The organism is Mycobacterium sp. GA-1199 (assembly GCF_001500045.1).
Classification (GTDB): Bacteria; Actinomycetota; Actinomycetes; order Mycobacteriales; family Mycobacteriaceae; genus Mycobacterium.
The window spans coordinates 74,264-100,086 of sequence record NZ_LQIX01000009.1 but is presented as its reverse complement, the minus strand read 5'-3'; the positions used below and the strand labels follow the sequence as shown (position 1 = coordinate 100,086).

General features: G+C 66.9%; 25 protein-coding genes, 1 other RNA gene and 3 pseudogenes. 14 read left to right on the top strand and 15 right to left on the bottom strand.

Features of this window, described 5'->3' with window-relative positions; genetic code table 11:
* The first annotated feature begins 32 nt into the window (after positions 1-32).
* Positions 33-869, top strand: a complete 837-nt coding sequence (panB, locus tag AU198_RS07915) for a 3-methyl-2-oxobutanoate hydroxymethyltransferase (protein ID WP_064347320.1) — start codon at positions 33-35, stop codon at positions 867-869.
* On the opposite strand, the gene AU198_RS07910 is transcribed toward panB, so the two are convergent.
* Positions 866-1,645: an enoyl-CoA hydratase/isomerase family protein gene (locus AU198_RS07910; RefSeq protein ID WP_064347319.1), complete on the bottom strand. Its 780-nt coding sequence runs from the start codon at positions 1,643-1,645 to the stop codon at positions 866-868. The genes panB and AU198_RS07910 overlap by 4 nt on opposite strands.
* Before the next feature lie 75 nt (positions 1,646-1,720).
* Here AU198_RS07910 and AU198_RS07905 point away from each other — a divergent pair, with 75 nt between their 5' ends.
* Positions 1,721-3,202 carry a CYTH and CHAD domain-containing protein gene (locus AU198_RS07905; protein WP_064347318.1) on the top strand — a complete coding sequence of 494 codons (1,482 nt, stop codon included), beginning with the start codon at positions 1,721-1,723 and terminating at the stop codon, positions 3,200-3,202.
* 13 nt (positions 3,203-3,215) lie between these two features.
* On the opposite strand, the gene rnpB is transcribed toward AU198_RS07905, so the two are convergent.
* Positions 3,216-3,635: RNase P RNA component class A (gene rnpB / locus AU198_RS07980), an RNA gene on the bottom strand.
* Between the two features lie 59 nt (positions 3,636-3,694).
* Here rnpB and AU198_RS07900 point away from each other — a divergent pair.
* Positions 3,695-4,150, top strand: a complete 456-nt coding sequence (locus AU198_RS07900) for a helix-turn-helix domain-containing protein (RefSeq protein WP_064347316.1) — start codon at positions 3,695-3,697, stop codon at positions 4,148-4,150.
* A gap of 9 nt (positions 4,151-4,159) precedes the next feature.
* Entirely contained in the window at positions 4,160-4,597 is a 438-nt protein-coding gene (locus AU198_RS07895) for a VOC family protein (RefSeq protein ID WP_064347313.1), read from the top strand.
* A 22-nt stretch (positions 4,598-4,619) separates the two neighbouring features.
* Here the strand turns inward: AU198_RS07895 and AU198_RS26125 are convergent, their stop codons facing one another.
* The 3 genes from AU198_RS26125 to AU198_RS07880 form a co-directional block, all read right to left on the bottom strand.
* The gene (locus tag AU198_RS26125; protein ID WP_156431524.1) at positions 4,620-4,892 is read right to left on the bottom strand and encodes a hypothetical protein; all 273 of its coding nucleotides are present in this window, start codon (positions 4,890-4,892) and stop codon (positions 4,620-4,622) included.
* A gap of 92 nt (positions 4,893-4,984) precedes the next feature.
* The gene (lpqN, locus tag AU198_RS07885; protein ID WP_353612082.1) at positions 4,985-5,773 is read right to left on the bottom strand and encodes an envelope biogenesis lipoprotein LpqN; all 789 of its coding nucleotides are present in this window, start codon (positions 5,771-5,773) and stop codon (positions 4,985-4,987) included.
* A gap of 40 nt (positions 5,774-5,813) precedes the next feature.
* A complete protein-coding gene (locus AU198_RS07880) occupies positions 5,814-7,301 on the bottom strand; it encodes an HNH endonuclease signature motif containing protein (RefSeq protein WP_064347307.1) in 1,488 nt (495 codons plus the stop codon).
* Between the two features lie 127 nt (positions 7,302-7,428).
* On the opposite strand from AU198_RS07880, the gene AU198_RS07875 reads away from it, so the two are divergent.
* Entirely contained in the window at positions 7,429-8,145 is a 717-nt protein-coding gene (locus AU198_RS07875) for a 2OG-Fe(II) oxygenase (RefSeq protein WP_064347305.1), read from the top strand.
* A 3-nt stretch (positions 8,146-8,148) separates the two neighbouring features.
* Here the strand turns inward: AU198_RS07875 and AU198_RS07870 are convergent, their stop codons facing one another.
* Positions 8,149-8,775: a class I SAM-dependent methyltransferase gene (locus AU198_RS07870; protein WP_064347304.1), complete on the bottom strand. Its 627-nt coding sequence runs from the start codon at positions 8,773-8,775 to the stop codon at positions 8,149-8,151.
* A pseudogene (locus AU198_RS07865) lies at positions 8,762-9,707 on the bottom strand (NAD(P)/FAD-dependent oxidoreductase). The gene AU198_RS07870 and the pseudogene AU198_RS07865 overlap by 14 nt, the downstream one beginning before the upstream one ends.
* A 46-nt stretch (positions 9,708-9,753) precedes the next feature.
* Between AU198_RS07865 and AU198_RS07860 the strand changes: the two are divergent.
* Positions 9,754-10,323 (top strand): helix-turn-helix domain-containing protein, encoded by a 570-nt coding sequence (locus tag AU198_RS07860; protein WP_064347302.1) that lies wholly within the window; start codon positions 9,754-9,756, stop codon positions 10,321-10,323.
* Here AU198_RS07860 and AU198_RS07855 read toward each other — a convergent pair.
* The 4 genes from AU198_RS07855 to cobC are packed head-to-tail and all read right to left on the bottom strand — an operon-like array spanning position 10,320 to position 14,282.
* Positions 10,320-11,408 carry a bifunctional RNase H/acid phosphatase gene (locus tag AU198_RS07855; RefSeq protein WP_064347300.1) on the bottom strand — a complete coding sequence of 363 codons (1,089 nt, stop codon included), beginning with the start codon at positions 11,406-11,408 and terminating at the stop codon, positions 10,320-10,322. The genes AU198_RS07860 and AU198_RS07855 overlap by 4 nt on opposite strands.
* On the bottom strand, positions 11,405-12,142 hold the full coding sequence (locus AU198_RS07850) for a zinc ribbon domain-containing protein (RefSeq protein WP_064347299.1): 738 nt from the start codon (positions 12,140-12,142) through the stop codon (positions 11,405-11,407). Before AU198_RS07850 ends, AU198_RS07855 begins: the two co-directional genes overlap by 4 nt.
* 2 nt (positions 12,143-12,144) lie before the next feature.
* The gene (locus AU198_RS07845) at positions 12,145-13,263 is read right to left on the bottom strand and encodes a Nif3-like dinuclear metal center hexameric protein (protein WP_064347296.1); all 1,119 of its coding nucleotides are present in this window, start codon (positions 13,261-13,263) and stop codon (positions 12,145-12,147) included.
* Entirely contained in the window at positions 13,260-14,282 is a 1,023-nt protein-coding gene (gene cobC / locus AU198_RS07840) for an Rv2231c family histidinol phosphate aminotransferase CobC (RefSeq protein ID WP_064347295.1), read from the bottom strand. Before cobC ends, AU198_RS07845 begins: the two co-directional genes overlap by 4 nt.
* 64 nt (positions 14,283-14,346) lie before the next feature.
* Between cobC and AU198_RS07835 the strand changes: the two genes are divergently transcribed.
* The 3 genes from AU198_RS07835 to AU198_RS07825 are packed head-to-tail and all read left to right on the top strand — an operon-like array spanning position 14,347 to position 16,332.
* A complete protein-coding gene (locus tag AU198_RS07835) occupies positions 14,347-15,018 on the top strand; it encodes an HAD-IA family hydrolase (RefSeq protein ID WP_064347359.1) in 672 nt (223 codons plus the stop codon).
* Positions 15,011-15,505: a low molecular weight protein-tyrosine-phosphatase gene (locus AU198_RS07830; RefSeq protein WP_064347292.1), complete on the top strand. Its 495-nt coding sequence runs from the start codon at positions 15,011-15,013 to the stop codon at positions 15,503-15,505. Before AU198_RS07835 ends, AU198_RS07830 begins: the two co-directional genes overlap by 8 nt.
* Positions 15,505-16,332 carry an SURF1 family cytochrome oxidase biogenesis protein gene (locus AU198_RS07825; protein WP_064347289.1) on the top strand — a complete coding sequence of 276 codons (828 nt, stop codon included), beginning with the start codon at positions 15,505-15,507 and terminating at the stop codon, positions 16,330-16,332. The genes AU198_RS07830 and AU198_RS07825 overlap by 1 nt, the downstream gene beginning before the upstream one ends.
* Here AU198_RS07825 and AU198_RS07820 read toward each other — a convergent pair.
* A complete protein-coding gene (locus tag AU198_RS07820) occupies positions 16,286-17,260 on the bottom strand; it encodes a cobalamin biosynthesis protein (protein WP_064347287.1) in 975 nt (324 codons plus the stop codon). The genes AU198_RS07825 and AU198_RS07820 overlap by 47 nt on opposite strands.
* Before the next feature lie 36 nt (positions 17,261-17,296).
* Here AU198_RS07820 and AU198_RS07815 point away from each other — a divergent pair, with 36 nt between their 5' ends.
* A complete protein-coding gene (locus AU198_RS07815; protein WP_064347285.1) occupies positions 17,297-18,124 on the top strand; it encodes an oxygenase MpaB family protein in 828 nt (275 codons plus the stop codon).
* A 25-nt stretch (positions 18,125-18,149) separates the two neighbouring features.
* Positions 18,150-18,287 (top strand): annotated as a pseudogene (locus AU198_RS26890) (VOC family protein); the annotation flags it as partial.
* A 71-nt stretch (positions 18,288-18,358) separates the two neighbouring features.
* Here the strand turns inward: AU198_RS26890 and AU198_RS26885 are convergent.
* Together AU198_RS26885 and putP are read right to left on the bottom strand one after the other, a co-directional pair.
* A complete protein-coding gene (locus AU198_RS26885; protein ID WP_064347283.1) occupies positions 18,359-19,399 on the bottom strand; it encodes a hypothetical protein in 1,041 nt (346 codons plus the stop codon).
* Positions 19,400-19,494: 95 nt separating this feature from the next.
* A complete protein-coding gene (putP, locus tag AU198_RS07805; protein WP_064347281.1) occupies positions 19,495-21,018 on the bottom strand; it encodes a sodium/proline symporter PutP in 1,524 nt (507 codons plus the stop codon).
* Positions 21,019-21,164: 146 nt separating this feature from the next.
* Here putP and AU198_RS26120 point away from each other — a divergent pair.
* The 3 genes and pseudogenes from AU198_RS26120 to AU198_RS07790 all read left to right on the top strand — a co-directional run.
* Positions 21,165-21,329: pseudogene (locus AU198_RS26120) on the top strand (transcriptional regulator); the annotation flags it as partial.
* Positions 21,330-21,688: 359 nt separating this feature from the next.
* The gene (locus AU198_RS07795) at positions 21,689-23,899 is read left to right on the top strand and encodes an MMPL family transporter (RefSeq protein ID WP_197416055.1); all 2,211 of its coding nucleotides are present in this window, start codon (positions 21,689-21,691) and stop codon (positions 23,897-23,899) included.
* Between the two features lie 24 nt (positions 23,900-23,923).
* Entirely contained in the window at positions 23,924-24,943 is a 1,020-nt protein-coding gene (locus tag AU198_RS07790; RefSeq protein ID WP_064347275.1) for a polyprenyl synthetase family protein, read from the top strand.
* Here AU198_RS07790 and AU198_RS07785 read toward each other — a convergent pair.
* Positions 24,940-25,755, bottom strand: coding sequence for a UbiA prenyltransferase family protein (locus tag AU198_RS07785; RefSeq protein WP_156431523.1), 816 nt, complete (start codon positions 25,753-25,755; stop codon positions 24,940-24,942). The two genes, AU198_RS07790 and AU198_RS07785, sit on opposite strands and share 4 nt — an antisense overlap.
* Positions 25,756-25,823: the final 68 nt, after the last annotated feature.

Sequence of the window (25,823 nt, the reverse complement as noted above, 5' to 3'; positions counted from 1 at the left end):
TTCGACCCGACCCACCCAATTGGGGGACAACGATGTCTGAGCAGACCGTCTACGGGGCTGCCTCGCCCGCTCCGCGGACCAAAACGCGCACCCTGCACCTGCAGAAATGGAAAGCCGAAGGCCACAAGTGGGCCATGCTCACGGCCTACGACTACTCCACCGCCCGCGTGTTCGACGAGGCAGGCATCCCGGTGCTGTTGGTCGGCGATTCGGCCGCCAACGTCGTCTATGGCTACGACACCACCGTGCCCGTGACGATCGACGAGCTGATCCCCCTGGTCCGTGGCGTCGTACGCGGCGCGCCGCACGCGCTGGTGGTGGCCGACCTCCCGTTCGGGAGCTACGAAGGCGGCCCTCAGCAGGCTTTATCGACGGCGACCCGCTTCCTGAAGCAGACCGGCGCCCACGCGGTCAAGCTCGAGGGCGGCGAGCGCGTGACCGAGCAGATCGCCATGCTCAGCGCTGCCGGGATCCCCGTGATGGCCCATATCGGGTTCACGCCGCAGAGCGTGAACGGTCTGGGCGGCTTCCGGGTCCAGGGCCGCGGTGACGCCGCCGAGCAGACCATCCACGACGCGATCGCCGTGCAGGAAGCCGGCGCGTTCTCGGTCGTCATGGAGATGGTGCCCGCCGAACTGGCCACCCAGATCACCGGCAAGCTGACCATCCCCACCATCGGCATCGGCGCGGGCCCGAACTGCGACGCACAGGTGCTGGTGTGGCAGGACATGGCGGGCATGACCAACGGCAAGACCGCCAAGTTCGTCAAGCGCTTCGGCGACGTCGGCGCCGAATTGCGCCGCGCCGCAGAGCAGTACGCCGATGAGGTGGCCAGCGGGGTGTTCCCCGCCGACGAGCACTCCTTCTAGGCGAAGTCGGGCTTGCGCTTGGCCAGGAAGGCGTCGACGCCTTCTCGGCCGTCGCTGGAGACCGCGCGCGCGGCGATCAGCCGTCCCTCGAGTTCCATCTGCTCCTCGAGGCCGTTGCCGAACGTCCCAAGCAGCAATTGCTTGACCCCACCGTTGGAACCGGCCGAGGTGGCCGCCATCTGATCGGCCAGCTTCGAGGCCCGGTCGGGCAGTTCGGCATCCGGGACCACCTCGGTCACCAGCCCCCACTGCGAGGCCTCCTGCGCCGTCAGGCTCCGGTTGGTGAGCATGAGTTCCTTGGTCTTGGTGATCCCGACAAGCCGCGGAAGGTAGTAGGACGCGCTCCCGTCGGGGCTCAGGCCGACGCGGGTGTAGGCCATCGTGAACGATGCCGATTCGGCGGCCAGTACCAGATCGCCGGTGACCGCGAGTGAGAATCCGGCGCCGGCCGCGGTGCCGTTCACCGCGGTGATCACCACCGCGTTCATCCGGGCGAACGTCGAGATCGCGCGGTGCAGATCGTCGGCGACGCCCTTGAGGTGCGCGCCGCGGTCCGGCGCCGACGCGAAGTCCTTCAAATCACCACCGGCGCAGAAGAACCGGCCGGACCCGGTGAGCACCACGACTTTGGTCGCATCGGTGTCGCACCGCTTGGCCGCCGCGGCCAGTTCACGAGTCATGGTGCCGTTCATGCCGTTTGCGGCATCCGGCCGATTCAGCGTGATGCGGGCGATGGCGCCGCTCTGCTCGAAGGTCAGCGTTTCGTAGTCGGTCACAGGGGGACACTATCGTCTCTGTGCTGGGCATCTGTTCCCCCGTGTTCACGTACGTGTGGCAATCTGTCTCGCACCATGGGTAAATCCAGCGACAAGGCGACGCGGCATTTGGAGGTCGAGCGTAAGTTCGACGTCGGCGAGTCGACCGTGTCGCCGTCGTTCGAAGGGTTGTCGGCGGTCGCCAGGGTCGAAGGATCGCCGGCGCACCACCTCGAAGCCGTCTACTTCGACACCCCCGATCACGACCTCGCGACGCGGCGTATCACGCTGCGCAGGCGCACCGGGGGGCCCGACGAAGGGTGGCATCTCAAACTTCCCGCCGGCCCGGACGCCCGTACTGAGGTCAGGGAGCCCCTCGGCGATGCGAGCGAGGTGCCCGAGGCGCTGCGCGACGTCGTGCTGGCCATCGTGCGCGACCATCCCTTGCGCCCGGTCGCACGCATCTCGACCCGGCGCATCGTCAACATGCTCTACGGCCCCGACGGGACGCCGATCGCGGAGTTCTGCGACGACCAGGTGACCGCGTCGGCCGAGCCCGGCGGCCCGGAGCAGGCGTGGCGCGAATGGGAACTCGAACTGACCGACGGCGCCGACCGGGAACTGCTCGACCGGCTGTCGAACCGGCTGATCGATGCCGGCGCCGAACCCGCGGCCAGCGGTTCGAAGCTGGCGCGTGTGCTGGCGGAATCCTCGGCGCCGGAGGACGCTGTGCGACCGGCCGACGCCGTGCACCGGGCGGTGGCCGAACAGGTCGAGCAGCTGATCGAGTGGGACCGAGCGGTGCGCGCCGACGTGCCGGACTCGGTGCACCAGATGCGGGTCACGACACGCAAGATCCGCAGCCTGCTGCAAACCTCCCGGGATGCGTTCGGCATCTCCGACGACGCCTGGATTCTGGACGAGCTCAAGCAGCTGGCCGGGATTCTGGGAGTGGCGCGCGACGCCGAAGTGCTGGCCGAACGCTACGAGAAGGCCCTCGATGAGCTGCCCGCGGAGTTGATCCGCGGCCCGGTGCGCGAGCGGCTGGTCGACGGGGCCGAGCGCCGCTACGCGGCTGGACTGCGCCGGTCGCTGATCGCGATGCGTTCGCAGCGTTACTTCCGGCTGCTCGACGCGCTCGAGGGGCTGGTGGCCGCGGAGCCGGTGCTGTCGCAGGACGAGGACGAGCGCACACAGGCGACGATCGACGCGGCCTACAAGCGTGTGCGCAAAGCGGCGAAGACCGCGGCCGCCGCCGAAGCCGACGAGGACAAAGACGAGGCGTTGCACCGAATCCGCAAGGGCGCCAAACGTCTTCGCTATACAGCCGCCGCGACCGGCGAGTCCAAGGTCTCGGATCGGGCCAAGAGCATTCAGTCGCTGCTCGGCGACCACCAGGACAGCGTCGTGAGCCGGACTCACCTCCGCCAGCAGGCCGATGTCGCGCATGCCGCAGGCGAGGACACGTTCACCTATGGTCTGCTCTTCCGGATGGAGGAGGAACTCGCGCATCGCTCGCGAGAGCAGTTGGACGGGGCACTCAAGAAGCTCGCCAAGGCGGTGCGCAAGGCGCGGTGACCCGGCCAAGGGGCGGATGAGTTGGCCTGTAAGCCGGATTCTGTCCCGCACCACCGCGGCTGACCGCGGCGGCGAGGTGGCGACCATCCATCTGGACACACCGTCGCCGGGTGCCTCGAGCGGCCTACCCGCAGGCTCGGGCGAGCAACCCTCGGGCGCCTGCGCGGCCGCAACCAGGTTGCGGCCTTCTTGGCCTTGCTTCGGGTGGGGTTTGCCTAGCCACTCCGGTCACCCGGAATGCCGGTGCGCTCTTACCGCACCGTTTCACCCTTACCTCCGGCGAGTCCGAAGACCCGATGGTGGCGGTCTGTTTTCTGTGGCACTTTCCCGCGAGTCACCTCGGATTGCCGTTAGCAATCACCCTGCTCTGTGAAGTCCGGACTTTCCTCGAAACCCAGGTGGACCTGGATCCCGCGGCCGCCCAGCCAACTCATCCGCGGATTCAACGTACTGCGTGTCGCCGCTGTTCCGCGAGTTCGACATACTTGGCGCATGGCGCAGGTGCCTCCGGCGCGCTATCTGCTGCGCGCCAAAGATCTGGTCGACGCTCGGTACGCCGAGGCGATCACCGTCGACGACCTCGCCGCGGCCGCCGGACTGTCGCGTGCGCACTTCAGTCGGATGTTCACCCGCACCTTCGGCGAGACACCGCGGGCTTACCTGCAGACCCGGCGTCTGGAACGCGCAGCCGCGCTGCTGCGCTACACCGACCGCTCGGTCGCCGACATCTGCGTGATGGTGGGGCTACAGAGCGTGGGGTCGTTCACCACCAGCTTCGCCCGCGTGTACGGACTGCCCCCGGCCGCATACCGCGCGAGCCTGCCACCCGCGGCCATCCATGCCCGGATCCCGAGTTGCATCCTCAAACGCGACACTCGGCCGCCCGCCGACAGTCGGGTGCGCAAGACAGCACACGGGGAGAAGACGCGGAAAGCCGCGCGGCCGTAGCGTCGAGCCATGATCAAAATCGCAAGCGCCCACCTGTGGGTTCACGACCAAGAAGTGGCACTGAGGTTCTGGACCGAGAAGGTCGGTATGGAAGTGCGGCAGGATGTTTCGCTGCCTGATGTCGACGGCATCTTTCGGTGGCTGACCGTCGGCCCGCCGGGCCAGGACGACGTGTCGATCGTGCTGATGGCCGTGCCGGGTGAACCGGTCATGGACCCGCCGACCCGTGAGCAGGTGCTGGACCTGACCGCCAAGGGATTCGCGGGCACGGTGTTCCTCACCACCGAGAACTGCCAGGCCTCCTATGAGGAAATGCGTTCGCGCGGAGTGGAATTCACCGAGGAGCCGCACGAGATGCCCTACGGCATAGACTGCGGGTTCCGGGATCCGTCGGGCAACAGCGTGCGCCTGACCCAGCTCGCCGACATCTCTGCCGTCACGGGGTGACGGCGTTCTTCCACGCGTGGCGTCAGCCGCGGGGCCACGTCGAACGTGGCGCCGGCCCCGCGGGCGGAGCGGGCTTGATGTTCGCGCCGGGGACCTGCGAGTTCTGCCAGGCCGCGATACACAATCCGATCCTGCCCGGCTTGCACCAGCCGCCGGTGCCCGATACCCCCAGTGAGGTCTGCGACTGGTCCCAGCACACCCCGGTGCGCTGGTCCCACACCTCGCCGGCCGTACATTGCGCCTGCGCCGCAGGCGCGGTCACCAGGGAGGTCGAGAGCAGCACGGCGCTGCACACCGAAGCCAGGATGCCTGTAGCCGATGTCCGGATTCTCATAGCGATGCGTCTCCGTCGGTAAGCGGGGGTCCATGGGTTTCGGATGCCGGTGGTCACGACGGCGGCCTGATCGTCGTCTGTTCATCGATCACCTTGATGGCATCGAGCACCACGTTCTGCTCACTCTCGAGGCTGTCCGCATTCAGCTGCAGGACGAACAAGCCGTCGGCTCCCGGCACAACGACGGTCTTCTGGGCGACGAATCGCGGCTTGCCGTTGTCCATGAACGTGCCGGCGAACGAAATCGAGTCGAAGCCGCCGAAGGAGCCCCTCGTCGGTTCTGCCAATGGTTTGAACTCGGCCATGTCCTCCAGTTGCTCCGGCGCGTACTCGAAGATTTTCGCCGCATCGACGTTGCCGGTGAGTTTGGAAGCGATCGCGTACATGTCGGGCGGATCGTTGGGGTCCTTGGGGTTGTCGTAGACGATGGCTCCGTAGGCCCATTCCGGCGTCGCCTCCCCCGCGTCACTCCATTGGGGTGGAATGGGGAAATCGAAGTCGGGAGTTCCCGGTTCACCTGGTCTGATCGGCGTTTCCGCGATTCCGCTGTCGGTGATGTACTCGTTGATGGTCTCGTCGTCGTCGGCCTGGGGACTGGGTGCGGCCGACGTGCCGGTCGTGCTCGTCGCTGAGGTGGTTGTCGTGGCCGCCGTGTCATCGCTGGAACCGCAGGCCACAAGCCCAAAGCTCAGAGCAACGGCGCAGAGGCCGGCCGTCGTTCCTACAGGGAGATTCTTCATCGACTCCTGTCTCCTACGGTCGCTCGTCCGAAACATGAGGCAAGATCTGGCCACGAGCTTAGAGCGGCGGGGACGGGAAATTGGCAGGTTCATCAATTTCATGATCAATTGACCTGCCGGCGAGATGTGCGTGACGCCGAGTTCAGAACGGCGGCGGCTTGTAGTTCGCCGCGAGCCACGCCAGATGTTGTCGCTGCTCTTCGCCGATCAGTTCGCTACGTCTTCGTCGTTCGGTATTGATGCGGTCACGGCGGGCCTCTTCGCGAGTTTGCCTGCGGCGCGGCATCATTGCCATGCGGTCGGGGTTCTCCGGCGGAGGCGTCTTGACCTCGAGCGCGCCGGTCGATTGCCCGAGCGTGGGAAACATTCTCGCGCCGTGGGGTTCCGATCGGTACACGTGTCCGGTCGGAGCGGTCAGAATGATTGTGCCGTCGGGTAATTGCTCATCACGCCAACCACCACTGCCGCCATAGAACGTCTTGAGCAGATGATGAACGCGGCAGTAGTGCTTGGTATTCGACGGATGCGTCGGACCGAAGGGCCACGGCACCGTATGGTCCACATCGCATCTCGACACCGGCTTGTCGCATCCGGGCCAACGGCACGTCATGTCCCGCCACTGCAGGAACTCGGTCAACTTGGCGCTCGGGCGATACCCGGCGCTCGGTCGTGCGCTCGCGCTGGTGCGATCCCCCGCACTCGGGCGATCTCCGAGGTCTGCAGCGGCATTGCCGGCCGGTACGTGCACCGGCTTGAGTTCGGCGTGACGCGCCAGGTCGCGCACCGACTCGGCGGGCAGCACCCCGAAACCGCTTAGATATCCCGGCTTGTCGCTGGTTCCATCGACGGTGGCTTGTTCGGCCAGAAGATGGATCACCGCTGCGGACGCCGCGGCACGCTCGGTGCGCGCGGGACAGTCGTCGGATCCACACCGGCAGGCCAGCGTGGCCTCGAGCCGCGCCAGCGGACCGCAGGCGTCGGCGCGACGCTGGGCGACCGTCCGCGGATCGTTCTCGCACACGGTGGCCGCCAACGCATCCAACCGTGCAGTCAAGGCCGCACCGTCTTCGGCGCGCAGCCTGCCCGCGAGAAACGCCGATCCGGCACAGTCGGCGGGACTGACGTCGACGTAGCGATGCTTATCGGCTTCCGGCGGCACTCGGACCGCGGCCGGATCGAAGTCGGCGATGAACATATCGATGCGGTCACGCAGTTTGGGCTTCGACAGCTTCATCCACTTCTCGACCCGCCAGGCCAACGCCTCGTCCAGTCTTACCATGACGTCGTCGTCGACATTCTCGGTGCGCGCGACGATCGTTGAGACCATCCGGTAGTCGATCATTCCCCGACAGAACCGTCTGAGCACCTGCGGCAGCCGATCCCGCAGCGCGATCGCGACCTGGACCTGACCGACCGCGCGGGCATGGCTGATGTTCTGCACCGGCGCGATCTCGGCCGCCACTGCGGCGATCGCATCGGCGACGTAGAACCGCGACTCCACCATCTCCGGATTGCGCCGGGCGAACAGATCGCCCACTAGTTGCAGCCGCCTCCCCATGGCCGCCGACTCCTCGCGCGCCTCTTCACCCATGAAGGTGATCAGATCGGCATCCGAGGGCACTTCGAACATACTTTCGATACTACTCGCACCCCCGACAATCTGAACGCCGAAACCAGCGCCCTGTGAATGAATTCCCGCTAGGGGATGACCTCACAGAATGTCGCCCCGCGAGCGTCTTCTGGGTATGCAACGCCACATGGCGCATACGCGATGGCACACTCGCGTCGACACCGCCGACTGGGAGGCCGTCCAGGCCGAACTCGACGCGACCGGGGGCGCCCTTCTGCCCCGGCTGCTCACCAAGCGTGAAGGCGCGACGCTCAAGCGGCTTTACACCGCCGACGAGTTGTTCCGTTCCACCATCGACATGGCTAGGCACCGGTTCGGCCAAGGCAAGTACCGGTATTTGCGCGAGCCCTACCCCGAAGTGGTCGAGGCGCTCAGGCAGGCTTTGTACCCGCGGCTGCTCCCCATCGCGAGGGATTGGTGGTCCAGGTTGGGTAGACCGACGCCGTGGCCGGACGACTTCGGCGACTGGCTCGACTTGTGCCACGCCGCAGGCCAGACGAAGTCGACCGCGCTCATGCTCAAATACGGTCCGGGCGATTGGAATGCACTGCACCGAGACCTATACGGCGACTTGGTGTTTCCTCTGCAGGTTGTGATCAATCTCAGCGAGCCGGGTGTCGACCACACCGGCGGCGAGTTCTTGCTGGTCGAACAACGCCCCCGCGCTCAATCCCGCGGTACCTCCACACTGTTGCCGCACGGGCACGGCTACGTCTTCACCACCCGAGAGCGGCCGGTGCGATCGGCCCGCGGTTGGTCCGCCGCGCCGGTGCGCCATGGCGTGTCCGTGGTGCGCTCAGGTGAGCGCTACACGCTCGGGCTCATCTTCCACGACGCCGCATAGCTCCTACCGGCGCCGCAGCACGATCATGTTGTCGGACCACAGCGCCGGCTCGCCGTCCGGTGTGGTGACCTCACGCATCGGTGTGCTGATCCGAGCCGGTTGCCATTCGGAATCAGGCAGATTCAGCGCGACGACGATCTCCTCGGGCGGTGTGAACGTGTGGTGGTGATCATGAAGTTCGGAAAGCCACGGCGGCGGTGTGCCGTGATCGACGATGAGCAGAATCCCACCCGGCCGGACCGCCCGCGCGGCCGCCCTGAAGATGGCCGTCCGGTCAAGCGGGAACGTGGAGTGCAGGAACTGCGCATTCACCAAATCGAATTCGCCATCGGGGAAGCTCTGCGACAGGTCGTGCTGCTGAAAGTCGATCCGGTCCCCTACCCCGCGCGCGACGGCATCGGTGGCCGCACGCCGCAAGGCGGTGTCGGCGATGTCGACGGCGACGACCCGCCATCCCTTGTCGGCGAGCCACATCGCGTCACCACCCTCACCGCTGCCCAGATCCAGTGCGATGCCGGGCTCGAGGTCCGACACCACCTCGACGAGACGGACGTTGGCCCGCCCGCTCCAGATGCGGTTGCGTTCGCTATAGCGCTCTTCCCAATGCTGTTTGGCGTCAGGCGTTGACATGTCCGCTCCCTTCCAGGACAACTGCTGGAAACTCCTCCTCGACCAGGCTCTGCACGACAGCGGCGGCCGCCGCCGAACCGGCCGCCAGCGCGGCGGCCACCTGCGGCATCTGGGCGACCAGGTCGCCGGCGGCGAAAACCCCGCCCGCACTGGTGCGATAGAACGCGTCGACGTGAACCGGATTGTGCGCGACCGGTGTCGACTCGCCCGATGCGGCGCCGAGCTGTTCGGCCAGCGACGAGCGTTGGTGAAGCGTCGTCGCGACCAGAATGCCCGTCCGGGGCAGCCGGCTGCCGTCGGCGAACACCACGGCCTCCAGACTCCCATCGGCACCGGACAATTCGGCCACCGCGCGTTCGTCCACCGTCACACCCGCGGCCGTCAGCCGTTCACGCTGTGCGCCACCGAGATCGCTGGGTCCATCGGTGAGCAGGACGAGGTCGTCGCTCCAGAGACGCAACAACAGCGTCGAGTGCACCGCGCGCCAGCACGGCCAGCGGCTGATCGCGGACTTCCCAGCCGTGACAGAACGGGCAGTGGAATGCGGACCGACCCCACAACTGCGCCAGCCCGGGAAGCGCCGGCGGCCGGTACTCCATACCGGTGGACAAGACCACCCTCCTGGCCCGCTCGATCCCGCCGTCGTCCAACCGCAGGACAAACGATTCGTCGGCGCGGTCCCCGCCGGTGACTTCCGCCGTCCGCACTTCGACCGAGGGATACGCCGACAACTCTTGGCGTCCCAACGCATACAGTTCCGCCGGCGGCCGGCCGTCGTGGCCCAGAAGCCCGCCTATCCCGTGCGCGGGGAGGTTGCTCTGTGCGCCGCCGTCGATCAGCAGTGTGCGACGACGGGCCCGCCCCAGCACCAGCGCGGCACTCAACCCGGCGGCGCCGCCCCCGACGACGACGCAATCCCAAATTCTGTCCATGGGACCACCTTGCAGCCGTCGCGAGAAACTGCCAAGCTTTCTTGCCATGCAGGCAAATGACGACGGTGTCGACGCGCGGGTGCGACGCAGGCTGCGCGAACTGCGCACCCAGCACGGCCTGACGCTCGACGAGGTGGCCCGACGGTCGAACATCGACGTGTCGACGCTGAGCCGACTGGAGTCCGGCAAGCGCCGCCTCGCCCTCGATCACCTACCGAGACTGGCCGGGGCATTGGCGGTGAGCACCGACGACCTGCTGCGCGCACCGGAAGCCGAGGATCCGCGCGTGCGCAGCGGATCCCATACCGCACACGGCATCACGTACTGGCCGTTGACCCGCCAGGCCGCCGGCGGCTTGCACGCATTCAAGATCCGGATCAGCGCCCGCCGGCGCAACCCGCCCGCCGAACTCCCGGTGCACGAAGGCCAGGACTGGATGTACGTGCTGTCCGGCCGACTGCGGCTGATCCTGGGCGAACGCGACTTCACGGTGAAACCCGGTGAGGCCGTGGAATTCTCGACCTGGACACCGCACTGGTTCGGCGTCGTGGACGGTCCGGTCGAGGCGATCACCATCTTCGGGCCGCACGGCGAGCGGCTGCACCTACACGACTAATCCAGGTAGGCCGTCTGATTGACCAACCGCACCGACGCCGCACCGTCGGGATAGAACTCGGCGATCGACAGCGACGCGAGATCGAGGTGCAGCCGGAACAGGATGTTCGGGCCACCGTCGAGCGCCATCCGCAGTAGCGTCTTGATCGGCGTCACGTGCGAGACCACCAGCACCGTCTCCCCCGCGTGCTCGGCGAGAATGCGTGCCCGTGCCCTGCCGACCCGCTGTGCGGCGGCATCGAAGCTCTCGCCGTCCGGGGGCGCCAGCGAGGTGTCGCGCAGCCAACGCCGGTGTAGGTCGGGGTCGCGTGCGGCCGCTTCGGCGAACGTCAGTCCCTCCCAGGCCCCGAAATCGGTCTCGATGAGGTCGTCGTCGACGGCCACGTCCAGGCTGAGCACCTTGGCCGCCGCCGCCGCGGTGTCGTACGCGCGCTGCAGCGGTGACGTGACAACCGCCGCGACACCCCCGCGCTGTCCGAGATAGCTCGCGGCGGCTTCGGCCTGACGACGCCCGAGTTCGGTCAGCGCCGGGTTACCGCGCCCGGAGTATCGGCGGTCGACCGACAACTCGGTCTGACCGTGGCGCAGCAGCAGGAACCGCGTCGGCGCACCGCGCGCACCGCTCCACGCCGTGGAGTTGGGGGCCTGGTGTAGCTTTGAATCCTCGACGCCCGAGGGCATTTCGGCCGCGGCATCCATCGCTTCGTTGGCCAACCGGTCGGCGTGGCTGTTCTGCCCACGCGGTATCCACTTGTAGGTGACCCGTTCGAATCGGGCGGCGAGCGCCGTGGCCTGCTGATGCAGGACTGCGATGTCCGGGTGCTTGACCTTCCACCGGCCTGACATCTGTTCCACCACAAGCTTGGAGTCCATCAGCACGTCGACCTCGGTGGCGCGCAGGCTCGCGGCCTCGCTCAGACCGGCGATCAGCCCGCGATACTCGGCGACGTTGTTGGTGGCGTGGCCGATCGCCTCCTTGCTCTCGGCGAACACGGTGGCATGGTCGGCCGACCAGACCACCGCTCCATAGCCCGCCGGTCCCGGGTTGCCGCGCGAGCCACCGTCCGCCTCGACGATGACCTTCACGCGCCCGAGCCCTTGACGCGCAACAGAATCGCGCCACATTCGGGGCAGCGAAGCACTTCGTCGTCGGCCGCCGCGGAGATGCGCGCAAGCTCGCCCTTGTCGATCTCGATGCGGCACGCCCCGCATCGACGGCCCTGCAGTTGTCCGGCCCCCGCGCCGCCGCGGGCGCGCTGCTGCTCGTAGAGCCTGACCAAATCGGGGTCGAGTGCCGCGACGAGTTCGTCACGGCGCGACAAGCTCTGGTGACGCTGCTGATCCAGTTCGGTACGGACGTCGTCGCATGCGCTCTGCGCGGAGCCCAGCTCGTTCTGCAGCTCATCCATCCTTGCAAGCGCGGCTTGCTGATCGCGCTGCAACTCCTCACGGCGCTCCATCACCTCGAGTTGCGAATCCTCCAGCGCCGCTTGCCTGCGCTCCAGGGTGTCGAGTTCGTGCTGCAACTCGGTGAGCTGTTTGGCGTCGACCGAGCCGCCCGAGAGCAGCTTGCGATCACGGTCCTCGCGCTGGCGGACCGAATCGATCTCGGATTCGAACTTGGCGATCTGGGCGTCGAGGTCCTCGATGGCGATCTGCAAGGCCGCCAGCCGGTCGTTGGCCTCCCGATGCGCGGCCTGGACCTCCTCCAGCCGCTGCTGTTCGGGGAGGTTCTTCAACCGATGCTCCAGCCGGGCGAGGCCGGCATCGAGTTCGGCCAGTTCGAATAGCGACTGTTGTTGAGCTACTTCAGCTTTCATGCTCATCTCTCGACGTTCCATGGATCGGTGCGCACGCTTGACACCCGCACGGGTAGCGCTTCACCGAAGTGGGCGCTCAGCAGGTCTGCGGCTTGGCGGCACCAGGGGTACTCACTGGCCCAGTGCGCGACGTCGACGAGCGCGACCTGCGAAGCGCGTCGGTGTTCGTCGGCGGGATGGTGCCGCAGGTCCGACGTCACGTATGCGTCGACGCCCGTGCGGGCGACCAGGCCGAGCAGCGAGTCACCCGCACCACCGCACACCGCGATCCGCGACACCTCCGCGTCGGGGTCACCCGAGGCGCGCACCCCCCACGACGTGGCGGGCAGCGCTTCGCGCACCCGAGACACGAACGCCGACAGCGGTTCAGGACGATCCAGCACACCGATGCGTCCCAGCCCGACATTGCCCGGAATCGGCGCCAGCGTGAAGACGTCGAAGGCCGGTTCCTCGTAGGGATGCGCGCCCCGCATCGCGGCCAGCACGTGCCCGCGCAACCGGGCGGGGGCGATGACCTCCACCCGGTCCTCAGGGACGCGCTCGATGGATCCGACGCTGCCGATCGCCGGGGACGCGCCGTCGTGCGGCAGGAACTGCCCGGTGCCCGTCGTGATCCAGCAGCAATGCGAATAGTCGCCGATGCGGCCCGCGCCCGCGGCGAACATGGCTTCCCGCAGCGCCTCCGAATTCTCCGCGGGCACGAACACGACCCACTTGTCCAAGTCCGACTCCGCGGTGGCCGGGGCCAGCACCGCCTCGATGGTCAGGCCGAGCGCTTCGGCCAGCGCGTCGGAGACGCCGGGCGAGGCCGAATCGGCGTTGGTGTGCGCGGTGAACAGCGCCCGGCCGCTGCGGATCAGCCGATGGATCAGGGCACCCTTCGCGGTGCTGGCCGCCACGGTGTCCACGCCACGCAGCAGCAGCGGATGGTGAGCCAGCAGCAGGCCGCGGTCGGGCACCTCGGCGATGACCTCGGCGGTCGCGTCCACGGCCACCGTCACCGTCTCGACGGTCTCCGAGGGGTCGCCGCAGACCAGGCCAACCGAGTCCCAGTCCTGCGCCAGCTCTGGCGGGTACGCCGCCTCCAGCACGTCGATGATGTCGGCCAGCCGCGCGCTCACCGCAGCACCTCGGCCATCGCCTCGACCAGCACGGGCCACTCCGGACGTACCGCCGCGCGCAGGAACTGACCGTCGAGCCCGACGAACGTGTCGCAGCGACGCACGGCAATGCCTCTGCGGTCCAGGTGTTTTCGCATCAGCTCGGCGTCCGGGACGCAGAACAGGACGAACGGGGCCGAACCGGTGACGACATGCACGCCGATGCTAGTCAAGCCCGCCACCATCTCGGCGCGCACCTCTGTCAGCCGACGGGCGGCACGGTGGGCCTCGGCCACCGCCTCGGGCGTGCTGCACGCTGCGATGGCTTCGAGTTGCAGCGTGCCCAACGGCCAGTGGGCACGCCGTGCCGTCAACCGCGCCAGCACGTCGGGTGCACCGAGGGCGTAGCCGACGCGCAGCCCGGCCAGCGCCCACGTCTTGGTCAGGCTGCGCAGGACGACGACGTCGGGCAGGGCCAGGCCGGCCAGCGATCCGGGCTCGCCGGGAATCGCGTCGGCGAACGCCTCGTCCACCACCACGATGCGCCCGGGCCTGCGCAGGGCGAGCACCTGCTCGCGGGTGTGCAGCACGCCGGTCGGATTGGTCGGATTGCCGACGACGACGAGGTCCGCATCGCCGGGCACCGCGTCCGGGGTCAGCGTGTACGGCTCTTCCAGCACCACGTGCACGAAGGGCACCCCGGCCGACGCCAGTGCCGCCTCCGGTTCGGTGAACGACGGCGCGATCAGCGCGACAAGTCGCGGCTGCAGCTCGGCCAGCCACGCGAAACCCTCGGCCGCCCCCGCCAGCAGCACGACCTCGTCGACCGCGCGGCCGTGCCTGCCGGCGACCGCGTCGAGCGCGCGCGCCGCGTCGACCGCGCTCGGATACCGGGCGAGGTCGGTCAACCGCGCCGCGAGCCGGTCGACCAGCCACGACGGTGGCTCGTCGGCGCGGACGTTGACGGCGAAGTCCAGCATCCCGGGGGCCACGGCCTGATCGCCGTGGTAGCGCGCGGCTGCACGCGACGGACTCACCACATCACGACCCTAGTGCGCTGGCTGCGGAGGTTCTGCGATCGGGGAGAATGGGGCCGTGACCGACATGCTGGCCTCCACGACCACGGCGACCCGCCCCCAATTGGTGATCTTCGACCTCGACGGCACCCTGACCGACTCGGCGCAGGGCATCGTCTCGAGTTTCCGCCATGCCCTGGGGTCGGTCGGCGCCGCGGTGCCCGACGGAGACCTGGCCAGCATGATCATCGGCCCGCCGATGCATCACACCCTGCAGGGCCTGGGACTCGGCGACCGCACCGCCGACGCCATCGAGGCATACCGCGCGGACTACCGGACCCGAGGATGGGCGATGAACCGCGTCTTCGACGGTATCCCGGCGCTGCTCGTCGATCTGCGCGCGGCCGGAGTGCGCCTGGCGGTGGCCACCTCGAAGGCCGAGCCGACCGCGCAGCGGATCCTCGCCCACTTCGGCCTGGCCGACTGCTTCGAGGTCATCGCGGGCGCCAGCGTCGACGGTTCGCGCGCACGCAAGGTCGACGTCGTCGCCCACGCGTTGGCCCAGCTGGACGACATCCCCGAGCGCACGCTGATGGTCGGTGACCGGTCGCACGACGTCGAAGGCGCCGCCGCGCACGGTATCGAGACGGTGGTCGTCGGATGGGGTTACGGGGAGAACGATTTCGACGGGCCCGACGACGTTGCTGCCGCCGCGCACGTGGCGTCGGTCGCGGACCTGCGTGAGGTGCTGGGTGTCTGAACCTCTGCACGTGACGTTCATCTGTTCGGGCAATATCTGCCGGTCGCCGATGGCCGAGAAGATATTCGCCCATCAGATCTCCGCGCGCGGGCTGGGCCACGCGGTGCGAGTCACCAGCGCCGGCACCGGCGGTTGGCACGCCGGCGAGCCGGCGGACCGCCGGGCCAGCCACGTGCTGCGCGAGCACGGCTATCCGACCGCGCACCGCGCCGCCCAGGTCAACGAGGACCACATGTCCGCCGACCTCGTGATCGCGCTCGGTCGCAACCACGTTCGGATGCTCAAGGATCTGGGAGTGCCCGCCGAGCGGATCCGGATGCTGCGGTCGTTCGACCCGCGCTCGGGCGCCCATCCACTGGACGTCGAGGACCCCTACTACGGCGACCACGCCGACTTCGAGGACGTGTACGAGGTCATCGAGGCGTCGCTGCCGGGCCTGCACGAGTGGGTCGACGAGCAGCTCGCCGGCCGGGGGATCGCCAGCTGATGCGCCGGTGGTCTTTCCTGCTGCGGCCGTCTTGGCTGGCGCTGTTCGTCGTGGTGGCCGCTTTCGCGTATCTGTGTTTCACCGTGCTGGCGCCGTGGCAGTTGGGCAAGAACACCCAAACCTCGCGGGAGAACGCGCAGATCGCGCACTCGCTGACCGCCGAGCCGGTCCCTGTGACCTCGCTTCTCCCGAACCAGGATTCGGCGGCGCCCGACGATCAGTGGCGCCGGGTCACCGCGACCGGACGCTATCTGCCGGAGGCTCAGGTGCTCGCGCGGCTGCGGATGGTCGAAGGCGAACCCGCATTCGAGGTGCTGGTCCCGTTCGCCGTGGACGGCGGACCGACCGTGCTCGTCGATCGCGGATACGTCCGGCCGGTACAGGCCTCGGGGGTGCCGGAGATCCCGCCGGTGCCGGACGGCACGGTGACGATCGCCGCGCGGTTGCGCGACTCCGAGGGGCTGGTGCGAGACAAGGAGCCGTTCCGCCAGGACGACATCCAGCACGTGTACTCGATCAACACCTCGCAGATCTCGGCGATCACCGGTGTCCCGCTGGCCGGTTCCTATCTGCAGCTGGAGGCCGATCAGCCCGGCGGACTGGGCGCGATCCCGCTGCCGCATCTCGACGCCGGGCCGTTCCTGTCCTATGGCATTCAGTGGATCGCGTTCGGCATCATCGCGCCGATCGGTCTCGGCTACTTCATCTACGCCGAGCTGCGCCAACGCAGGCTGGAGAAGGCCGCGCGGGAGGCCGCGCAGACGCGCCCCGACGCTCCGCTCACGACGGAGGAAAAGCTCGCCGACCGCTACGGCCGACGGCGCTGACCCCGACCGCCACCCCGGCGGCGGCCACCTGAACCGCCCGCGACAGCCGCACAGCCCTGCGCAGGTCGGCCACCTGTGGCGGCGGTCCGTCGCCGAGCGTCGGCCGGATCTCCAGTTCGTGCTCGTATTGAGTGGGCCCGCCGAGCCGGACCCCGAGCGCGCCCGCGAAGGCGGCCTCCACCACGCCCGCGTTCGGACTCGGATGGCGGCCCGCGTCGCGCCTCCACGCACGCAGCGCCGCGACGGGAGAGCCGCCGACCACGGGTGCGCACACGGCGACCAGCACCGCGGTCGCGCGGGCGGCGAAATGATTCAGCAGGTCGTCGAAACGCGCTGCCGCCCAACCGAACCTCCGGTATCGAGGCGACTTGTGGCCGATCATCGCGTCGAGGGTGTTCGCACCGCGGTACACCAACACCGCGGGCACACCCCCGAAGGCGGCCCACAGCAGCGGCGCCACGTGGGCATCGGAGGTGTTCTCCGCGACCGACTCCAGCGCCGCCCGGGTGAGGCCGCCCTCGTCGAGCACGGCGGGATCGCGGCCACACAGCGCGGGCAGCAGACGTCGCGCGACGTCGACGTCACCGTGGTCGAGATGGTGCGCCATCTGCGCTCCGGTGCGGACCAGGGAGGTCCCGCCCAGCGCGACGAACACCGTGGCGGCCGTGGTGATCGTGGCCGCGGCGGCGCCCCGGCGCAGTGACGATCTGTCGGCCGCGGTCCCGAGCAGTGCCAGCGCGCCGAGCAGGGTCGCCGTGTGCAGGACGCCCGCCGCTCGGGTGTCGGCGTAACTGCGCCACTCCAAACCGGCTGCCACACTGCCGAAGAGCGCCACGGGATGTCCGCGCCGAGGGTCGGCGAACAACGAATCCGCGACACAACCGGCGGCGATCCCCACCAGCCGCGAGCGTGACGTCGGCGCAAACACTTCGCGAGCGTCTCACAAGGTGATCTACTCGGATGCATGAGGTTCGGGCCACCGCGTCGGCCGAGACGCGTCGTCGACTTGCTCAATCCGGCTGCTGCGCTGGCACCGGCCGCCAACGTGATCATGCAGCTGGCCTCCCCCGGCGTCGGCTATGGCGTGCTGGAGAGCCCGGTCGACAGCGGCAACGTCTACAAGCATCCGTTCAAACGGGCGCGCACCACCGGCACCTATCTCGCGGTGGCCACGATGGGCACCGAGGACGACCGCCGGTTGATCCGCAAGGAGGTCGACCGCGTGCACGCCTTAGTGCGCTCCACCCCGTCAAGCCCGGTGAGTTACAAGGCTTTTGATCCCCGGTTGCAGCTGTGGGTGGCCGCCTGCCTGTACCGCTACTACATCGACCAGCACGAGTTCCTGTACGGACCGCTCGACGACGAGGCGGCCGATGCGATCTATCTCGACGCCAGAAAGCTCGGCACCACGCTGCAGGTGCGCGAGGACATGTGGCCGCCGGATCGCGCCGCCTTCGACGAATACTGGAAGCGCTCGCTGGATGAACTGCGCATCGACGAACCCGTGCGTGAACACCTGCACGGGGTGGCGGCGATGGCGTTCCTGCCCGCTCCGCTGCGGCTGCTCGCCGGCCGATTCAACCTGTTCGCCACGACGGGGTTTCTGCCGCACGAGTTCCGTGAGCACATGCGGTTGCCGTGGTCGGCGCGCCAGCAGCGCAGGTTCGAGGCGCTGCTGACCGCGCTGCGTGTCGCCGACCGCGTGATCCCCCGCGACGTCTGGATTTTCGGCTACCGGCTGTACCTCTGGGATATGCGGGCCCGGGCACGGCGCGGCAGACGCGTTGTGTGAGTCCGACCAGAAAACGGGAGGCGCCATGCCCTTTCCGTCACTGAACCACGTCGCGCTGACGGTGCGTGACCTCGCGGTCAGCGCGCCCTGGTACCAAGAGCTGATCGGGGCCGAACCGGTCGTCGACGAACACACCGACACCGGATTCCGGCATGTGGTCTGGCCGACGGGATCGCGCTCGAGTTCTTCGCACCGCCGCAATAGCAGTCCAGGCCGGGACACCGTTGAAGTGCGTCAGCGTGCTCTTTCCTGGTCGAATCGTTGGCGTTGCCGCGCCCCGTATGCCGCCGCCTTCACGGCCTCGCCGTCCTCCATGCCCGATCCCAACGCGCCGCCGAGCGTGGCGATCGCCGCCACCAACCAGGTCACCACCAACACGGTTGAGAATCCGACGGAATGACCGATGTTTCGAGCGACCAACTCCGGCGGGAGCGTCCACCACGCCGTCACCAATATCAGGACATACAACCCGATGTGGAAGATGGCGACGCCGATCGTCAGTGTGACGACGGTCGTCGCGTTGTACAACACGGCTCGTTTGCGTTCACCGGCCGAATGCGGGCGTTCCCATAGCTCGTGATCGACGATGAGCCACGCAATCAACGCGGCGCTCGCCAACAAGGTCGCCGCGGTGAGCCGCCCGGGGCCCATGGTGTCCGACAACTGCCAGATCGTCGGATAGGCAAGGCTCACGGCGCCGGCGGCGAACGCCGCCATCATCACCTTGGACAGACCAGAGACCAACCGCCACGGGCGGTTGGCGTAGACCATTCCCATCAAGAGCCGCAGACGTGACAGTGGTGGCGGCGCGACGTAACGGACCACACCGTCGACCTGAGTCCGCTTCAGCCGCTTCACCGAAGGCGTTTGCTCATCCGATCGGCCCGTGATCTCGGCAACGACGGCCCGCGCCAATTTCTGGATCCGGCGATCGATCGACAAGCCACCCACCGCGGGAATCGAAATCACTCCCAACCGGTCAGACAGGCTGATCTCTGCTGTCACCGGCGTCGTCCCCTGGCGTCGGGGCAAATCGGTCAGGTAGATGACAATGTCCTCCGGCTTGTCACCGGGTTCAATGGTGCGGATCACCTCGGAGACTTCGGCATACTCATCGACCGGATACGCGTGATGTCGCACCGACACATCACACGGGCCGTCTTCCGCAGACTCGACCGCCAGCGCCTCACGCAATGAATTCGACAGACGCTCGGCGATTGCTGCGGGAGCGCCGGGATCTGCGATCAGCAGAATTGACGACGGCTCGTCCGGCATTGCAACCGCGTACCCGCGCTTTGGACGCCCAAACGCCTGGGCGGGCGCGGCTACGATCGGGCTTCAACTTCCTTCAACGGCAACCGATTCAGACGTCACGCGGGCGCCGCGGTTTCGCGCGCCTTCTCGGCCATCTCGGAGAATTCGGACTGGATCTCGTCGTCCTCCTCGCGGGCGGTCATGAGCGATACGGCGACGGCGACGACGAGGCATGCGATGAAGCCGGGAACGATCTCGTACATCGCGCTCGACAGCGCCTCGGTCTGACCCCAGATGCCGACCACCACGGCACCGGCGAGCATGCCGGCGATCGCGCCGGCCGAAGTGAGCCTGCGCCAGAACAGCGACAGGATGATCAGCGGTCCGAATGCGGCACCGAAGCCGGCCCACGCGAAGCCGACGAGGTCGAGGACCGTTCCGTCCGGGGTGAGCGCCAGCAGGCCGGCCACGAACGCCACCGTCAACACGCCGAGCCGTCCGTAGGTGACCAGCCTCGCCGGGCTGGCCTCCTTCCCGAACGCTCGGTAGATGTCTTCGACCAGCGCCGACGAGCACACGATCAGCTGCGACGAAACCGTCGACATGATGGCCGCCAACACAGCGGCGAGCACGACCCCCGCGACGAAGGGATGGAACATCACCTGTGTGAGGCGCAGGAACACGGTCTCGGGATTGTCCAGCGTGACGCCCTCGCGGAAGAAGTACGCCAGGCCCGCGAGGCCGGTGGTGATGGCGCCGCCGGAGGTGAGGACCATCCAGCTGATGCCGATCCGGCGACCGGCCTTGGCGTCGGCCGAGGAGCGCATCGCCATGAACCGGACGATGATGTGCGGTTGACCGAAGTATCCGAGGCCCCACGCCGCGGCCGACACGATGGCGAGCAGACTCCCGCCGAAGAACAGTGACGTGCGCTGGAGTTCGTCACCCGGATCGGCGGCGTTGTGGGCGGCGTCGGCGGCGTCGACCAGGTTGACCATTTCGCCCGGTCCGCCGGTGGCGATGATCGTGACGACGGGAACCGTGACGAGCGCGGCGAACATCAACACCGCCTGCGCGACGTCGGTGAGCGAGGCGCCCAGAAAGCCGCCGAACAGCGTGTAGCACAGGGTGACTCCAGCGACCAGGAGCATGCCCGTCAGATATGACGAGCCGAACGATGACTCGAAGAACACGCCGCCGGCGACCATGCCGGACGACACGTAGAACGTGAAGAACACCAGGATGATCGTGCCGGCCGAGATCCGCAGGACATGCGACTTGTCGCGCAGCCGGTTCTCGAAGAAGCTCGGCACGGTGATCGAGTTGTTGGCGATCTCGGTGTAGGCCCGCAGTCGCGGTGCGACGAACTTCCAATTGAGCCAGGCGCCGATCACCAGCCCGATCACGATCCACGACTCGACCAGTCCGGACGCATAAATCGCGCCGGGGACGCCCAGCAGCAGCCATCCGGACATGTCGGATGCGCCCGCGGACAGCGCGGCGACGGTCGGGGTGAGCTTGCGCCCGCCGAGCATGTAGTCGTCGAGGTCGCTGGTTCGGCGAAAAGCGTAGAAGCCGATTGCGAGCATCACGGCGAAGTACAGGCCGATCGCTACCATCTGAAACGCGGTGTCGGATATGGGTCTTCTCGTTTCGTCGAAGGAACCTGCGCGTCGTCTCGGATCGTATGGGAACTGGGGTGCTCCTTACCCGTCCTCGGCAGGTTTCCGCGCGGGTTTTCCCGTTCGTTCGGGCCAGGCTGACATATGTCGGCAAATATCTGCGTATGAATGCAGATAAGCATCCGCACATCGTCGAGGATCAGGTCTGGTTTGTGGTCGAGGTGCTGAGGATGCTCGCGGGCCCGACCCGCATCCAGGTCCTTTGGGCGCTGACGGACGCTGAGATATCGGTCAAGCAACTGGCCGAGGCGGTAGGCAAACCCGCGCCTTTGCGCGGCACCATCAAGGAGATCTTCGCGCCACTTTCCCGCGACGCCGCCGACAGCGTGCTGGAATCGTCGGCAGTCGGCATCCGCGCTGTGACCGGACTCCTGCTGCGACAGCGATGCTCAGACCGCGACTAAGTAGTACCGTGCCGAAACCGGGCCGGATTGCAGTGGGGGGCTACTGCGCTCGTGGCACCGAGCGCGACTGATGATTTATCGGTCATAACACCGACGAAGAAGACACGAAGTGTCCGATTCGTCTTCGTGGTTTCTCCATCTCAGTTATGGCGAAAGGACGGCAATCGCCGTACCCGTCGAGGCAGGAGAGGGCAGTCATGCTGGAGTGGCTCGCACGGTTAGCCGTGACTCGGCCGAAGACGGTTCTTGCCGCGACCTCGGTACTCATGATTGCCGCACTCGTATACGGCTCGGGGATCAGTGAGCGGTTGTCAGGCGGCGGCTTCTACAGCGGTTCTTCCGAGGCGCAGCGCGCCGCTGCCCTGCTGGAGGAGCGTTTTCACGTCGGCAAACCGAACCTGGTGATTCTCGCGACCGACACCCGCGGCCGGTCTGTCGACGATCCCGTGGCGGTTGCCGCCGGCGAGATCCTGACTCAGGAGCTCGCCGCCACGCCTGGTATCACGACAGTCAGCTCGTACTGGGGACCGGGCAAATCCGAACTGCTCCGCAGCAACGACGGGACGAAGGCGCTGATCGTGGCGCACGTCGAAGGCGACGAGCGTGAGTTTTCGGCGGCGGCCAGGAATCTCATCGCGACCTACCGCGACACAGAGCGCGGTCCGCTGAAGCTCGAACTGGGCGGTGAGGCAGTCAGTTACGACGATGTGACCGATCAGCTCAACCACGATTTGGCGATCAGCGAAGCGATTGCGCTGCCGGTGATCCTGTTCCTGATGACCCTGGTGTTCGGCAGTCTCGTCGCAGCCGGCTTGCCGCTCGTCATCGGAATGCTGTCGATCGCGGGTTCACTTGGTCTGCTGGCGTTGTTGTCCGATGTGACCCCAGTCTCCAACTATGCGCTCAACGTGACGACGATTCTCGGTTTGGCTCTGGCCATCGACTACACCCTTCTGGTGCTGACCAGGTTCCGGGAGGAGCGAACTCGGGCCCAGACCCTCGACGACGCGATCATCGAGTCGGTTCGAACCGCCGGCCGTACAGTCGTATTCTCTGCCACTGCGGTGGCGCTGTCCGTGCTTGCGCTGCTTGCCTTCCCGATGATGTTCCTGCGTTCGATCGCCTATGCGTGCATCGGCGTGATACTGCTCGCGACAGTGTGTGCGCTGGTTGTCCTGCCAGCCATGTTGCAACTTCTGGGCCCCCGAATCGACTCGCTCAATGTGCGACGGGTGATTCCGCAGCGGTTCAGGCGTAAACGGGTCGCGCGGACTGAGGAAGACGGGTTCTGGTTCCGCAGTTCACGGTTGGTCATGTGTAGACCGATACTGATGGGGTCAGCGGTCCTGCTCTTGGCTCTTGTGCTCGCAGCACCTTTCGGGAGCATCCGGTTGAACTTCTCGGACGACCGGTCGCTGCCGGCAACGATCGAAAGCCGAAGTGTCGGCGACGTGGTCCGCTCCCAGTTCCCGGCACAAGCGACTGCGGCGATCGATGTGATCGTCGAAGGCTACGCGGACGCGGAACAACTGGACAGGTACGCCGCGACACTGTCACAGTTGCCACACGTCGTTGCCCTCAAACTTGGAATGACAAGCTATATCGACGGCCAACGGATTGGCCAGAGTCCGGTGCCTGACGCGAATGACGCTTATCTGCGGCTGCTGCCAGACGTCGACCCCTACACTGACGCGGCCCACCTGCTGCTTGATCAGGTACGCCAGACCCCAAATCCAGGCACCGTGCACGTCGGTGGACTCACCGCAGAGAGCCTTGATGCCAAAGGTGTTCTGCTCGACCGAGTTCCGTTTGCCGCCGCACTCATCGTGCTGGCGATGTTCGGTGTGCTATTCGCGTTCACCCGAAGCCTCGTACTGCCGGTAAAGGCGTTGCTACTCAACATAGTCAGCTTGTCCGCGACTCTCGGTGCGATGGTGTTCATCTTTCAGGAAGGCCACCTCAAGTGGCTGGTTGGAGATTTCGCCGTCACCGGGACACTGGCCACACCGGTGCCGATCATGATCATCTGTCTCGCGTTCGGGCTGTCCATGGACTACGAGGTGTTCCTGTTGTCGCGCATCACTGAGGAGTACCGCGCGCACGGCGACACCAACCGCGCGGTGATGTTCGGGCTGCAACGCGTCGGCCCCGTCGTCACTGCGGCAGCACTGATCATGTCAGTCGTGTTCATCGCGATGGCGACCTCTCAGGTTTCATTCGTGAAGTTGCTCGGAGTCGGTGTGACACTGGCAATTCTGTTCGACGCCACACTAATTCGTGCGGTACTCATGCCCGCCGCGATGAGGCTGCTGGGGGGCGCGAACTGGTGGGCGCCCCGTTGGCGACGGCGTCCCACGCACCTTCTCGCGCGTCGGGCCCGTCGGCCGTCTCAATTGAGCGTGCGCCAACTGACGGCACAACTGGCAGCTGACTGAATAGCGCCGCACGCGGGAGGACCTGTGGAACTCGAGAAGTGCGACCCGACCGTACAGCAACGCGCGCTCGCGGAGGTCGCGGCACACGCTGCGGCACTGAGCGAGCGCCTGTTGGACAGCGATTCGCCCGGTCAGCGCGCGATGGGGGTGTTCGTCAACAAGTTCCGCACCAAGATTCCATGGGACGGCTCCGCGCCCAGCATCAACGGCATCGTCATGCTGCCGGTGCTGGTGTTCGGCACCGAGACCGCTTTGCCGATGCGCGCCACACCTGTGGCCCTCATTCACACGCTGTGGTGGGCGGCGGCGCGGTATATGGACGACATGATCGACTCTCCGCAACTCGCTCAGTCCGATGCCACGGAACGCAACTGCGGGATTATGACCGCGATTGCGGTAGGTAATCGGCTGCCGCTCGATATCGTCGGCGACCTGCCGATATCCGATGCTGTTCGGTTTCGGATGATCACTGAGTACGGCAGCGGATCCGTCGACGCACTGAGCGGTCAGCTGACCGACCTGGTTCTCGACCCGGAAACCGCGACTATCGACGCGGTGCTGCAGAGCTACGAGGGTAAGACGGGCGCCCCCTACGGAATGTCCGCCGCGCTCGCCGCACACTTCGCGGGGTGCGACGCCCACCGGGTCGATGCCTGGCGCTCGTTCGGTAGGAAGCTCGGAGTGCTCCGTCAACTGGTCAACGACCAACGCGACCTGATCGCCGATCGGGACGAGGACCTGCGCAACGGCACTGCGACCTATCTGCTCGTTCACCTCTTGGGCAGTGTGCCGGCTGCCCGGCGCACGGAACTGATGGACCTCCACCGGCAAGCGCGCACTTCGGACGAGGCGCGAACCGAACTGAAGCGAGCGATGCTGGCGGCGGACGTCGTCTCCAGCTACGCAGAAGCGGTCCGGCCCATCGTCCGTGCCGTTCGCCACACACTCGCGCCGCTCAGCGGCGACCCCCGGTGTGTGACTGGACTGGCCAGTCTCATCGACGAGACGGTGTCGTACTTTCCCCAGTTTCAGCTAGCCGACTAACCGACCGCTCCGACGACAGCAAAGGCGACCAGCGTGCCCAGTAGGCCGAGGGTTGATAACGCCGCCGGCCATCTGTTGTCTTTGTTCCTGAGGTAGTTGATGCCGAAGCCGGTAATTCCGATGGCAGGCAACGCGACGAATGCCTTGGCGAGTGGCGAAACAGGCGCGGCGATCGCGAACAGCGCGACGGCGAGCGGCCCGGTGCCGAACGTCAGCAGCGACGTTGCTCGGTAGCCAATCGAATTGACGTAGCTTCGTTCGCCTGGCGCGGGCTGGTGGACGAGCTTCTTTCCGAACTCGACCTGGCCGGCGAACAGTACGAGAATCAGAACTCCCAACCCACCGACGACTGCGGTCGGCGCCTCGGCGCGGATGTCGGCGAAGGCCGCGAGCAGGTACACGTACAGCAGTAGTTGAACGGGAATGCCGAGAAGCAGGTTCACAACGAGGTTGTCGCCGCTGATAGCCGGGAATCGCTGCCCGGCAGCCACCAGCGCACCGGCGTAGAGAAGTTGGACGACGAGAATGAACAGTCCGTTGAAGAAGGACATATTCGCGACGATGATGACCGTCACGCACATGGCGCACAGAGTGGACAGGTCGCGATGCGCAACGGCACCGGACGCCACTGAGCGCTGTGGGTTGGCGATCCGGTCATAGTCGCTGTCTCGGATGTCGTCGAAGACCCGAAGTATCAGCAAGTCGGCGAACAGGGTCACAGCGACGATCCCCAACGTGGGCATCGCAGCGGCAGAAATCCGCTCCCCGGCGAGCGCATTGAACAGACCGATCGCTCCGACGCCGAAGACCAAGGCGTACACGCTCGCAAGAATCGGCGGATACCTGTCGACGACGAAATACGACATGCGAACCGCGGTAC

Coding starts and splice junctions, on each gene's coding strand:
- panB (WP_064347320.1), top strand. CDS start 33: ATGTCTGAGCAGACCGTCTACGGGGCTGCCTCGCCCGCTCCGCGGACC.
- AU198_RS07905 (WP_064347318.1), top strand. CDS start 1,721: ATGGGTAAATCCAGCGACAAGGCGACGCGGCATTTGGAGGTCGAGCGT.
- AU198_RS07900 (WP_064347316.1), top strand. CDS start 3,695: ATGGCGCAGGTGCCTCCGGCGCGCTATCTGCTGCGCGCCAAAGATCTG.
- AU198_RS07895 (WP_064347313.1), top strand. CDS start 4,160: ATGATCAAAATCGCAAGCGCCCACCTGTGGGTTCACGACCAAGAAGTG.
- lpqN (WP_353612082.1), bottom strand. CDS start 5,773: ATGAAATTGATGAACCTGCCAATTTCCCGTCCCCGCCGCTCTAAGCTC.
- AU198_RS07880 (WP_064347307.1), bottom strand. CDS start 7,301: ATGTTCGAAGTGCCCTCGGATGCCGATCTGATCACCTTCATGGGTGAA.
- AU198_RS07875 (WP_064347305.1), top strand. CDS start 7,429: ATGGCGCATACGCGATGGCACACTCGCGTCGACACCGCCGACTGGGAG.
- AU198_RS07870 (WP_064347304.1), bottom strand. CDS start 8,775: ATGTCAACGCCTGACGCCAAACAGCATTGGGAAGAGCGCTATAGCGAA.
- AU198_RS07860 (WP_064347302.1), top strand. CDS start 9,754: ATGCAGGCAAATGACGACGGTGTCGACGCGCGGGTGCGACGCAGGCTG.
- AU198_RS07850 (WP_064347299.1), bottom strand. CDS start 12,142: ATGAAAGCTGAAGTAGCTCAACAACAGTCGCTATTCGAACTGGCCGAA.
- AU198_RS07835 (WP_064347359.1), top strand. CDS start 14,347: ATGCTGGCCTCCACGACCACGGCGACCCGCCCCCAATTGGTGATCTTC.
- AU198_RS07825 (WP_064347289.1), top strand. CDS start 15,505: ATGCGCCGGTGGTCTTTCCTGCTGCGGCCGTCTTGGCTGGCGCTGTTC.
- AU198_RS07815 (WP_064347285.1), top strand. CDS start 17,297: ATGAGGTTCGGGCCACCGCGTCGGCCGAGACGCGTCGTCGACTTGCTC.
- AU198_RS26885 (WP_064347283.1), bottom strand. CDS start 19,399: ATGCCGGACGAGCCGTCGTCAATTCTGCTGATCGCAGATCCCGGCGCT.